Source organism: Tautonia sp. JC769, assembly GCF_040717455.1.
In the GTDB taxonomy this organism is placed as follows: domain Bacteria; phylum Planctomycetota; class Planctomycetia; order Isosphaerales; family Isosphaeraceae; genus Tautonia.
Map to the genome: position 1 here is coordinate 1 of NZ_JBFEFH010000090.1, position 254 is coordinate 254.

1 protein-coding gene is annotated in these 254 nt (G+C 69.3%); it reads left to right on the top strand.

From position 1 onward, the window contains the following. Window positions 1–254 (top strand): hypothetical protein (locus AB1L88_RS27000; RefSeq protein ID WP_367099825.1); only part of this gene is annotated, 254 nt, incomplete at both ends.

Genomic DNA, 254 nt, shown 5'->3' on the forward strand with positions numbered 1-254 from the left:
CACGTACTGGGAGGATCTGGGGGAGGTGACGGTCTCCTCCGGCGAGCTGCAGGTCCGGCTGAGCAACCAGGCGAACGGCCTGGTCGTCGCCGATGCCATCCGCCTCGAACGGGTGCCGGACCCGTCGTCGCCGAACGGCCTGGTGCTCGACGACACGCAACAGGACTACGACGAGTCCGGCACCTGGCAATTCTCGGACCTGGGCGGGTTTAAGGGGACGAGCCGCTACGCGCCGGCCGGCGACGGGTCGCGTT